The following is a 10,857-nucleotide window of genomic DNA, read 5'->3' as shown; positions in this document are numbered from 1 at the left end:
CGGTTCATCGGTTCATCGGTTCATCGGTTCATCGGTTCATCGGTTCATCGGTTCATCGGTTCATCGGTTCATCGGTTGCGAGAACCGTCGCTGCGCCTTGGCGCAGACAGCAGCCCTCAATAGTCAACTCACCTTACATTCTGACATCCGGCCTCAGGCCGGCCATCGCTCATGGGGTAATTGGCGGTCCGATCCTGGTTTTCGGATTGGATGGTCTGACACTATCGTCCCAGACCCCCGTGACGGCGGATTCGCTGTCTTGCCCGCGCGGCCCTGGACCAATACCGACAACACGGAACCAGAGACGAACACACATCGTGTCCTATGGAGGCTGGATCCCAGCTGATCGGGCATACAAGCCGACTAGCTGTCAGGGTTTCATTCAAACCTCAGAAGAAGAGAAGACTAAGTATGGAACATACCTCCAAGAGCCTTGCAAATCTTGCAGTTGTTTGTCCCGTCTTTAACGCGGTGAATTTCATCCCGGAGCGGCTCTCCATCTTTCGTGAACTTGTTGCTGCGGGCGCGCAGCTTGTCTTTATTGACGATCTTTCGACGGACGGAGGGTTTGACACTCTTGCGACAGAGTTCGGCGGTGCTGAAAATGTCGAACTGATAAGACAGTGCAGGAATGGCGGTGCCGGGGTTGCTAGGAATGCTGGTTTCAAGTCTGTCGATCGCCCCTACACTCTGTTCTTTGATATCGACGATCGACTAGATATTGAGGCGCTCGTTCGCGCAGTGAGCCTGGCAAAGGATGCTACAGCCGACGTTCAGATATCGTCCTACTACGTAGAGGACGACAAGGGTAAGAGAAAGTGCTCTCCCATGGCTGGAGACGCTGGTATTCTCAGAGAGGTCAGGGAGAGGTTTTGCGATGAGTCATTCGACATAAGTGCCTTTCCAAAGCTCCTTCGGTTGACGAATTACCCATGGAACAAGATCATCAATACGGAGTTTGCTCGGGAGATCGACTTCCGATTTGGATCAACACGAGTGCAGAATGATGTTCTCGCGCATTGGACTGTTCTGTTGTCTGCGCGAAGAATCACGCTGTTTCCCGAAACCTACATAACCCACCTGGTTTCTCGCGACCTTGATCAGATCACGAATGACTTTGGTCCTAATAGACTCGAGATGTTCGATGCTCTTGAGCAGGTAGATGCAGAACTCCTGAACGATCCTGTAGCACGCTCTATTGGACTGAAAGAGTTCATGGTCTTCAAGGCCAAGCTTATTGGCTGGGCGCGGACAAGGATGAACCCGCAATTCGCGGGCGCCTTTGAGGATAGGGCCGTTCAGCATGTAAGAGGGACACGTGTGTCGGATTTGTTCTTGTTGCTCGGGGAAAATACTGGCCTGGCGGCGCAGTATTCCAAAGCAATTATGAAGAGATCACTGTAATGGCAAAACTCTCTATCATCATCACGTCCTATAACATTGAGAACTATATACTGGACTGCCTGAAAGACATCGCCGACCAGAGTCTTGAGGATTTTGAGGCGATCGTTGTGGACGACGGATCTACGGATCGCAGTGCGGAGATTGCCGACGAGTTCTGTCGCCGTGACGATCGGTTCTCTCTGATCCGTTTGCAAGACAACACCCCGGGCGGTGTCGGGACTGCCGCGAATGTGGGACTCAAGGAGGCGACGGGTGAATACATCGGATTTGCTGACGGTGATGACCGCTATAGCTGCGACATGTTCGAGCGTCTCGTGTCATGTGCGGACGAACACCAGACCGACATAACGCTGTGCAATTACTATGTTCTCGACTCCGAGACAGGTTTGCTGGACGTCCCTGCGGATGATCACAGGTGGCCGAGCGTCAAGCAGAACTGCCCGATTGTTCTTGATGCCGCGAGCCGTCGGAAACTTCTGAATTTCATTGCTGTCCCGTGGCGAAAGCTCTATCGCCGCTCCCTTATTGAGGAGTACGGCCTCCGTTTCCCGGAAGTCGACCATTTCTTCGAAGACAATCCGTTTCACTGGGATGTGGTTCTCTCTGCCAGGAGCGTTACCTACGTCGACGAAAAACTCTGCAAGCATCGGGTCAAGCGCAGCGGGCAAACGATGAGCTCTTCGCCGGAGAAGCTCTTCGATGTCATACGAAACTATGATCTGATCCGGGGTGTGCTTGTGAAGCACCGAGCAACGGAGACCTATTCGCTCGATCTTTTGGAATGGCTCTTTGCCCAATCATCCTGGATATCCCGAAGGTGCAGACCATACTACGCCGACGGGCTGATGACACTTCTAAAGAGATACTATCAAAGACATACAAGAAGCGAAATGCGGCAGCTTCTGGTTCAACACAGCCGCCAAGGTGCTGCGACCTTTATCGCGGCTGGCGCCTTTCTCGGAAAAAGTAGCGTTGTTCGTGCCTCCTATAAGAGGTACTCAGACAGAGGCCTGAAGTCAAAGTTCCGGGTTGCCTCTCTGAGAGGCGGTACTATTGAAGTCGCTAGACTAGGCTTTGTGCAGTGGCTTGAGGGGGTGCGGTCGGCGCTGAACTGGGTGTTTGAAGGCGTCTTCCTGCGACGAACCAGCCGCAGAGTTCGTGACATTGAGCGGAAGGCAAAGGAAATAGGCGACAAGTTTGAGGTAACGACCGCTGTCTTGCTTCTTATTGACGAGCGGCTGCAAAGGCTTGAGGGTCAGGCTGGCATCGAAGATGATCGGCCCGAAGAACGATCCGCGGCAGGGGGAAGTCGGTTTTGAACAACCCTCCAAAGCGCGCTTGCTAGCTTCTAGTCTCGCTCGGATGCAGCCCGCTTTTTCTGCCATTCCTTGCTGTCGCGAATTCATAGGAAGCGCACCGTGCAAAGTTCAATTTTTGCCAAGGCAATCAAGACTTCCCACACTCGCAGGCAACAGCTTTCTCACAGGGAGCATCGACATTCGCACGAATATGACGGCCACAAAGCACCACGTGCAACAACCCGCTGGAGAAGACCAGCCCTCAGATCTCGGGTGGAAACCCGGATTTTCTATGCCTCGGCGACGATCAGACTGGCGGGGCCGGCCAGCGGTACGTGCGCTGTCCTTCGCCACTGTGCTGCTGCCAGCCAACTGTCTATCTCATCAACACTGTAGACGTCGCCCTCACCCGTTGTGATTTGAAACTCGGCGGCCATGAGCGCTGCGAATGGTGGCTGTGTATGCGTGGGATCCGTCCAGAAGTCGATCAGCAGCAATTTTGCGCCCTCGACCACGCTCTGGCGAATGCGGCTCAGGAGGGTCAAGTTCCTTTCCGGCGAAAACATATGAACGATGTTGGCGACGATGACCGCATCGTGCCCTTCCGGTATGTCGTCCTCAAAAAGATCACCCTCAACAACGGAGATCCTCTCACTGAAGGGGGTTTTTGCCAGCTGCTGGCGCGCGGCTTGCGCCGTGTGCGGCAGCTCCACCAGCGTACCCGACATGTCCGGTTGCTCGGCAAGGACCGATGTCAAGAATAAACCCATGCCTCCGGCCATATCCAGGACTTTGTTGTGCGCACTGAAATCGTATTTCTGAGCGAGAGCTTGAGCAGATGGCGCTGTCAAGGTGGCGACTCCCAGATCGAAGATGTGCCTCTGCTCCGGGCTGAATTCCGGAAACCCAAAGGTCCTGCTGTTACAGCGAATAGATGTCTCCAGTGTCGCCCATTGCGGATAGACAACGGTGTCCCAAAGCTTCAGGACCGGCCGCAGGTCCTTGCCAGCTTGCCCACTCAAAAACGTCGCTGTGAGTAGTGTGTTGTCATACCGGTCCGCAGCCTTCTCAAGAAAATCGATCGCAACGAGGGCATCTGCGATTATCCGGAGGGTCCGGCGTGGTACATCGAGCTGTTTCGCAAGTGTGTCTAACGTCTGGTGACCGCTTGCAATAGCCTCAAACAGTCCGATTCTGCTGGCAACAAAGACACATTTGGTTGCCATATGATTGTTGAGCAGTTGCAGGATCGGTTGAGGTGACATCTCTTGTTCCACGGTTTGGCTCCTTGGATGGGTTTGCGCAAAATGGCTACCCTAAAAAACGGCAACAACGCGCGCAAGCTTAGTTAACTCAACCCCCAACATACGCGATGTCTGGACCCGGGACGCGTATTTCCTCGGCCGCCTGACCAAGCCGGACCTGGTGCTGATACTGCGCGCCATTGGGCTCAAGTCAGAAGCGCCGGTCTATGCGGATGGCAAGAAGTTCAAACAGGTCGAATACTTGGGCAAGCTTTTCGCGGAATCTTTAGCCACGCTGACCCCGAGCCAGCTCGAAGCCGTCATGATCTGGGCGCCGGATCTGATGGCACGATACGCTGATCGAAGAGGGAAGAGTCGGGAGACAGCGCCGACGACGTGGCCATCGCAGCTGAGTAAACAGCAGTATTGCAAGCCGTCCGATACTTTGGCGGCTTGTTTTTAGGGATTTCAATTTGCACCTCCATTAGAAACCAGGTGATAGCTGTTCGATTGCTTTGGTTAAACCTCTGACCGCGCGAGCTTCCCGCTCAATCATATCGTCAATTTTGAGACCATCAGGTAAGCTCTTCCACCCCCAGCCGTAAGCTTTCCATCGAGTAAGTCTATCCAAGTGATCCTGACTGTCGTCGCGGATCTTCGACAACCTCTCGACCAAATCATCACTCATTGCTGGTACCCTTCTTGGAGCGAGACTCCGCAGAAGTTCGTTTAGCTCGTTTTGGCAAGAAATTGTATGTGGTGCCAAATGCTAAAACTGCAGACGTAACGATCAAAAACCCTTTCAACGCGTCATTGACTGTAAGAGTATGGATCAGCGGGCCCAAGTACACCCAGACAACAATCCAAGCGACGACGCCGGCAAGAAACGGAAGGCTGTGTTTTCGGATCAAGAGTTAACTCCATTCTTGGAAGTTAGCTCGGCCAGTCTTTCGCGCTCGGCTTGTTCGTCCCATTCCTCCTGCTCGTCGGCATCTTGAAAGCCATGCCACAGAGTCCAAAGTTTCGCCCGCTCGTCGGCTAATTCTGCGGATTTGTCACTTGAATCTACGGGCATCAATCTGCATCTCTTCCAGTACCTATGGCACCGCTCTACTTGCGTCTGACAATCAACGATGCCGACACCCAAATCGTAAGCCCGGGTTGCTGCATAAAGAAGTGTCGAGATGCTATTTTTTAATAGGCTCCAGCTATGGTTGGCCGTGTAGAAAGTGACCTGTGTAGGCGGTTTCTGCTTAGCAAGCGGTAAATGTGTGACCGCCCGTTTAATTCAGAGCACCGAGTGTATGGAGTCTACCCCAAGACTAGGCCGTATTGGCAAAATGAAAGCCTAACAGATGCAAGTCTCATTATAGTTAGGGTCTATTCAAGTATAGGATTGGAGTATTTCACAATACAGCATTCTAGCTTTAATGTTGGATAAAAGACGATTTGATTGGTCGCATTTGTGGGCAGCCAACAAACAGATCTTTGGAACGTGAGGCAGAGCAAAGAAGCAATGGTTTCTACGCCGTTGCTTCTTTCGCATGAGTCGGTTTGTTTCCTAAGTGTTAGATTTACCAGCCAACTGATCACCTGAAAGCTGTGTGGAATGCGCATTGAAGTTGCCTTTTTTGAAATCACATTCACCGCGGATCGCGCAGGCAAAATAAAGCACATTGTCAAACGACCCTGTGAAGAGACCGCGTTGGATCGGATCAGGGCTGCTTACCCTGGCCAAACCCTCGCGATCCATAACATCCGGAAACATGTTTGGGTGCGTGATACCAATTCCATTGATCCCGAGCGGCTGAAGGCCGCTCTCAAAAAAACCAAAAAGTAAAAGAAGACTTCATCTTCTGCCAATCTTCACTCTTGAAAAAAGGCAGAATCCAATGCTTCCCACTGGAAAAATCCACGAGCTGATCGCACCCCTGAAATCCCAAATTCAGAACCACACCCTTGATACCCGCGGTCTCGGCGGCACTGACGCTAGTGGAGCCTTGGACTGGTGCCTGGCCTTCGACCTCATGCAGATCGTCGCCGACCGAACTGTGCGGGTTGATGTCCGGAACCCGCAACGGACCCTTGCGCAACTGTCTGCCCACGGAAACACGCCGTTCCGAACGCCAGCTGCAACCCACAAGATCACACGCCTCGACGAACTCCTCCCCTGGCGTTAGGCTGCTCAAGCAGCGTAACAGACGCAGCCCAACATCAATAGGTCGGGTTCAACGGGCGGGCACCTTCAATCATACCAGTACCCCAACGTGCCCCCCTTTACCAACACGTCCTAAGTCGCCATACAGTTATTGCTTGCGCCAGCAATCGTGGCACTCTTTTGGAGTCCCGTAATTGGAGATAGCGTGAGCGTTTAAAAACAGTCCGTCAGCTTCACAGATGCCGCTTTTACTTTTGCGAACGGACTTGTTGAGTCGTGATTACCCAAATGCCATCGCGGCGGTGCCGGGCGAATTGGTCAAAGCCTGGTCCGAGTGGGAACGCGAAAAACACCTCTTACAGATCATTCAACGAAATAATAACTGATGCGACCGGCGACTGTGTCATAGGCACAACCGCCACCAGGCCGATGGGGTGGGTGGCTCCTGCTCCCATCGGCGTCGCAATGCGCCATAGTGGTGGTGTCTAAGTCTGCTTTTGAGAGGAGCCGCACCGCACTATCTCAGAAGAAGAGAAAGTCCTCTTCAGTCAGGTTTGCTATGTTGAAATTCTCCAGGGTAATCGTACCGTGCCCGGACAAAGAGACTTCTGTGTCTGAACCGCTCGATGTGATGGTCAAATCAGAGTAGGATACACCTCCGAAATCCACTCTGATAAGGTCAAGGCCATCTTCGAAGTCTCTTATCGTGTCGTTTCCAAAACTGTAGCGAAAAACAAACTCGTCGCTTCCGGAGCCGCCCCACAGCTCGTCATTTCCGCCTTCGCCCTCCAGAACATCATTGCCAGTATCGCCGTTCAGAGTGTCATTTCCGGAGCCGCCCTCCAGAACATCATTGCCAGCTCCGCCCTGCAAAATGTCATCTCCAGAGTTGCCCTCCAAGTCGTCATTGCCATCCCCGCCGTTCAAGGTGTCGTTGCCACCGTCGCCCTCCAGGTCGTCATTGCCCGCGCCGCCGTATAGGGTGTCATTACCGGCGCCACCATTTAGGGTGTCATCGCCTGCCTCGCCATACAGGCTGTCAATGCCATTGCCGCCGTATAGGGTGTCATTACCGGCGCCACCATTTAGGGTGTCATCGCCTGCCAGGCCATACAGGCTGTCAATGCCATTGCCGCCGTATAGGGTGTCATTACCATCAGTGCCAACGATCGCTTCGTTTCTTCCGTAAACAACAACTGAAACGGTTGCGACGCTCACACCGCCATTGCCGTCATCGACCACATAGGTAAATGTGTCGATAAGTGTCTGGCCCTCTGACAGAACCTGAACAGCATCTGCGCTGGTTGGATCATAGCTGATGGTCCCGTCGGTGTTCAGGGTCAAGGCGGCCCCATGCGCACTTGTCGCAGAAACACCAGTCACGGTGAGCGCATCCCCGTCGACATCGCTGTCATTGGCAAGAAGGGTGGCTGTATCAATCAGGGTCACAACATCTTCCGAGATAACATCGGAACTTTGAGTAACACCGTCTGCATCGAAAATACGGGCCTCGATGGCCCAAGGAGAGGTCCAGCCGTACTGTTGGTCATTATACTCCCAAGTGACCACAAAATCGCCATTGACGAGCGCTGTAACCTTCGGGTTTCTTTGAGCGCCATCGGTGATTGCATTGACCAGGAATTCACTGGCGATCTCCCCGCCGTTCGCATCGAAAATACGGGCCTTGATGGCAGTACCGTAAGCACCGTCTTGGGGGCTATGAGACTCCCAGATTACGACGAAATTACCATTGGCAAGGGCTGTGACACTAGCGGCAGGCAAGCCAGCAGCATTATCATTGGCATTGAACTCACTGATCTCCCCACCATTCGCGTCGTAAACACGGAAATTGGTATTATGACCGGGATAACCTGGATCGTATATTGACCAGCTTACGACGAAATTGCCATTGGCTAGCTCTGTAACACTTGGGTGACCTGCATAATTGGAATAACCAATGGTGAACTCATCGACGATCGCGACGCCATTCGCATCAAAAACACGTGCCGTTGATCCGTCTCCAATTAATTGATTAGAATAATCCCAGGTTACGACGAAATTGCCATTGGTGAGTGCTGTAACATTAGAGCCCCATTGACTGCCCCCGGAAAACTGATTGACGGTGAATTCACTGACGATCTCAACGCCATCTGCATCTACAATACGTGCCTTGACGTCATGATTGTTTATATAAAGCGGATCAGTAGTTATCTGTTCATTAACTTCATGCGTCCAAGTTTCGACGATGTTACCATTGGCGAGTTCTGCAACGCGCGGACCGTTTTGGGTGCTATTGATAAGATCATTGACCAGGAATTCACTCGTGCCAATAACATCATCAGCAGCGACAGGTGGTGCATCGTTGACAGGTGTAATCTCAAGCGCAAAGGTGCCGCTTGCTGAAAGAGACCCATCGCTGGCCGTCACCGTGACACTCAATGTGCCGTAGAAGTCCTGGGGCGGTGTGCCCGAGAAACTCCCCGAAGCAGCATCAAACGCCAGCCAGTCCGGCAGTGCCGTACCATCCGTAAGTTTCGCGCTGAAGGTCAGCGCATCACCCTCTACATCCGTGAATGCATTGGCCGGCAGTGCAAAGCTCACGGCCTCATCTTCCGAGGAAGCCTGATTGGGCAATACAATCGCCAGAACAGGCGCATCGTTTGCTCCGTGTACAACGATCGAAACATTTGCGGTGCTCTCCTCGCCAAAGCCGTCCTCGACCGTGTAGGTGAATGTATCCGTCAGGGTCTGACCGACGGCCAGAGCCTGAACAGCATCTGCATTGGTGGGATCATAGCTGATCGTGCCGTCGGTGCTCAGCGTCAGGGTCGCCCCATGCGCACTCGTGGCAGACACCGCTGTCACCGTGAGCGCACCCCCGTCGACATCGCTGTCATTGGCAAGGAGCGTGGCGGTATCAATCAGGGTCACACCATCTTCTGTGATCGGAGTGGAACTCTGAGCCACATCATCCGACGCGACAGGGGCGTCGTTGACAGGGGCAATATTAAGCGCAAAGGTGCCGTTTGACGAAAGAGTCCCATCGCTGGCCGTCACCACTACAAACATTATTGTATTGAAGTCCTGGGGCGGTGTGCCCGAGAAACTCCCCGCAACCGCATCAAACACCAACCAGTCCGGCAGGGCCGTGCCATTAAGAAGCGTTGCACTTAAGGTCAACGTATCGCCATCCACATCCGTGAACGCATTCGCTGGCAGCGCAAAGCTCACGGCCTCATCTTCCGCTGAAGACTGAAAAGGCAATGCAAGGGCCAGAACAGGTGCATCGTTGACGGGGGTAATATCAAGCACAAAGGTGCCGCTTTCAGAAAGCGACCCGTCGCTGGCGGTCACCGTAACGGCCAAATGGCCATTGAAGTCCTGGGGCGGTGTGCCCGAGAAGCTCCCCGCAGCCGCATCAAACACCAGCCAGCCCGGCAGGGCCACACCCCCAGCCAGCGTGGCACTCAGGGTCAGCGCATCACCCTCTACATCCGTGAATGCATTGGCCGGCAGTGCAAAGCTCACGGCCTCATCTTCCGCTGAAGCCTGATCAGGCAATGCAATCGCCAGAACAGGCGCATCGTTGGTTCCGTGCACAATGATTGAAACGGTTGCGGTGCTCTCCCCACCATTGCCGTCCTCAACCGTGTAGGTGAATGTATCCGTCAGGGTCTGGCCCTCTGTCAGTGCCTGCACAGCATCTGCATTGGTGGGATCATAGCTGATGGTCCCGTTTGTGTTCAGCACCAGGGTGGCCCCATGCGTACTTGTGGCATCAACGGCTGTCATCGTGAGCGCATCCCCCTCGACATCACTGTCATTGCCAAGAAGCGTGGCGGTATCAATCAGGATGACAACATCTTCTGTGATGATACTCCCGTTTTGATCAACGGTATCATCCGCCACGGCAGGTGCATCATTGACGGGTGTAATCTCAAGCGCAAAGGTGCCGCTTGCTGAAAGAGATCCATCGCTGGCCGTCACAGTGACACTCAATATGCCATTGAAGTCCTGGGGCGGTGTGCCCGAGAAGCTCCCCGCAACCGCATCAAACACCAGCCAGCCCGGCAGGGCCGTACCCCCAACCAGCGTCGCACTCAAGGTCAGCGCATCGCCATCCACATCCGTGAACGCATTGGCCGGCAGGGCAAAGCTCACAGCCTCATCTTCCGCGGAAGACTGATCAGGCAATGCAAGGGCCACAACAGGTGCATCATTGGTGCCGTGTACAACGATCGAAACGTTTGCGGTGCTCTCCCCGCCACTGCCGTCCTCGACGGTATAGGTGAACGTATCCGTCAGGGTCTGGCCATCTGCCAGGGCCTGGACAGCGTCTGCCCCGGCTGGATCGTAGCTGATCGTCCCGTTGGCGTTCAGCAGCAGGACGGCCCCATGCGCGCTTGCGGTCGATACCGCTGTCACCGTCAGCGCATCCCCCTCGACATCGCTGTCATTGGCAAGAAGCGTGGCGGTATCAATCAGGGTCGCACCATCTTCGGTGATCGGAGTGGAACTCTGAGCCACATCATCAGCTGCGACAGGTGCATCATTGGTTCCAAAAACCACAATTGAAACCGTTGCGGTGCTCTCCCCGCCCTTACCGTCCTCAACCGTATAGGTGAATGTATCCGTCAGGGCCTGGCCATTTGCCAGGGCCTGAACAGCGTCTGCGTCGGTTGGATCATAGCTGATCGTTCCGTTGGCGTTCAGCGTCAGCGTGGCCCCATGCGCACTCATGTCAGACACAGAT

At 53.9% G+C, this 10,857-nt stretch carries 8 protein-coding genes; 3 read left to right on the top strand and 5 right to left on the bottom strand.

Annotated features, from left to right (window positions below; translation table 11 throughout):
• Window positions 1-411: 411 nt before the first annotated feature.
• Together Q1B13_RS26315 and Q1B13_RS26310 are read left to right on the top strand one after the other, a co-directional pair.
• On the top strand, window positions 412-1,404 hold the full coding sequence (locus tag Q1B13_RS26315; RefSeq protein WP_299085819.1) for a glycosyltransferase: 993 nt from the start codon (window positions 412-414) through the stop codon (window positions 1,402-1,404).
• On the top strand, window positions 1,404-2,723 hold the full coding sequence (locus tag Q1B13_RS26310; RefSeq protein ID WP_299085821.1) for a glycosyltransferase: 1,320 nt from the start codon (window positions 1,404-1,406) through the stop codon (window positions 2,721-2,723). The genes Q1B13_RS26315 and Q1B13_RS26310 overlap by 1 nt, the downstream gene beginning before the upstream one ends.
• Before the next feature lie 269 nt (window positions 2,724-2,992).
• Here Q1B13_RS26310 and Q1B13_RS26305 read toward each other — a convergent pair whose 3' ends face one another.
• Window positions 2,993-3,979: a methyltransferase gene (locus tag Q1B13_RS26305; protein ID WP_299085822.1), complete on the bottom strand. Its 987-nt coding sequence runs from the start codon at window positions 3,977-3,979 to the stop codon at window positions 2,993-2,995.
• 148 nt (window positions 3,980-4,127) lie between these two features.
• Here Q1B13_RS26305 and Q1B13_RS26300 point away from each other — a divergent pair, with 148 nt between their 5' ends.
• Window positions 4,128-4,409 carry a hypothetical protein gene (locus Q1B13_RS26300; protein WP_298938405.1) on the top strand — a complete coding sequence of 94 codons (282 nt, stop codon included), beginning with the start codon at window positions 4,128-4,130 and terminating at the stop codon, window positions 4,407-4,409.
• Between the two features lie 21 nt (window positions 4,410-4,430).
• On the opposite strand, the gene Q1B13_RS26295 is transcribed toward Q1B13_RS26300, so the two are convergent.
• The 4 genes from Q1B13_RS26295 to Q1B13_RS26280 all read right to left on the bottom strand — a co-directional run bounded on the left by Q1B13_RS26295 (window position 4,431) and on the right by Q1B13_RS26280 (window position 10,844).
• Window positions 4,431-4,634, bottom strand: coding sequence for a hypothetical protein (locus Q1B13_RS26295; RefSeq protein ID WP_298938406.1), 204 nt, complete (start codon window positions 4,632-4,634; stop codon window positions 4,431-4,433).
• A 219-nt stretch (window positions 4,635-4,853) separates the two neighbouring features.
• Window positions 4,854-5,021, bottom strand: a complete 168-nt coding sequence (locus Q1B13_RS26290; protein ID WP_299085824.1) for a hypothetical protein — start codon at window positions 5,019-5,021, stop codon at window positions 4,854-4,856.
• Window positions 5,022-5,766: 745 nt separating this feature from the next.
• Window positions 5,767-6,051, bottom strand: coding sequence for a hypothetical protein (locus tag Q1B13_RS26285; RefSeq protein ID WP_298938407.1), 285 nt, complete (start codon window positions 6,049-6,051; stop codon window positions 5,767-5,769).
• Between the two features lie 575 nt (window positions 6,052-6,626).
• Complete coding sequence (locus tag Q1B13_RS26280; protein ID WP_299085827.1) at window positions 6,627-10,844, bottom strand: tandem-95 repeat protein; 4,218 nt, start codon at window positions 10,842-10,844, stop codon at window positions 6,627-6,629.
• Window positions 10,845-10,857: the final 13 nt, after the last annotated feature.

The sequence above is a fragment of the uncultured Ruegeria sp. genome, assembly GCF_947489545.1.
Lineage (GTDB): Bacteria > Pseudomonadota > Alphaproteobacteria > Rhodobacterales > Rhodobacteraceae > Ruegeria.
The sequence above is the reverse complement of the archived record's forward strand: the minus strand, read 5'-3'. Positions and strand labels throughout refer to the sequence as shown.

Coding starts and splice junctions, on each gene's coding strand:
- Q1B13_RS26290 (WP_299085824.1), bottom strand. CDS start 5,021: ATGCCCGTAGATTCAAGTGACAAATCCGCAGAATTAGCCGACGAGCGG.
- Q1B13_RS26310 (WP_299085821.1), top strand. CDS start 1,404: ATGGCAAAACTCTCTATCATCATCACGTCCTATAACATTGAGAACTAT.
- Q1B13_RS26280 (WP_299085827.1), bottom strand. CDS start 10,844: ATGAGTGCGCATGGGGCCACGCTGACGCTGAACGCCAACGGAACGATC.
- Q1B13_RS26315 (WP_299085819.1), top strand. CDS start 412: ATGGAACATACCTCCAAGAGCCTTGCAAATCTTGCAGTTGTTTGTCCC.
- Q1B13_RS26295 (WP_298938406.1), bottom strand. CDS start 4,634: ATGAGTGATGATTTGGTCGAGAGGTTGTCGAAGATCCGCGACGACAGT.